The organism is Methylobacterium sp. CCH7-A2, from assembly GCF_001557075.1.
Lineage (GTDB): Bacteria > Pseudomonadota > Alphaproteobacteria > Rhizobiales > Beijerinckiaceae > Allobosea > Allobosea massiliensis.
Window position 1 is genome coordinate 1 of sequence record NZ_LSKN01000184.1, and the last position, 237, is coordinate 237.

Genomic DNA, 237 nt, shown 5'->3' on the forward strand with positions numbered 1-237 from the left:
ACTCGTCGACCAGGAAGTCGGCCGGCTTGCCCTTGGCGTCCTCGTCGCTCAACCCAATTTCGCCGCCCTTCGGCGACAGCTTGAACTTCACGATCTGCGTCGCCCCGTGGGCATTGGTCAGAGTGTAGGGGTGGATTGCCCAGTAGCTAACGCCGACCCAAGAGGCCGGGACGGGCCGGCTTGCCAGGAACCGGCCCTGGTTGGTTGTCTCGGGATTGGCGTCGGTGAAGGCCTTGA

1 pseudogene is annotated in these 237 nt (G+C 64.1%); it reads right to left on the reverse strand.

The features are described from left to right. Window positions 1-237, reverse strand: a pseudogene (locus tag AX750_RS14435) (catalase); the annotation flags it as partial.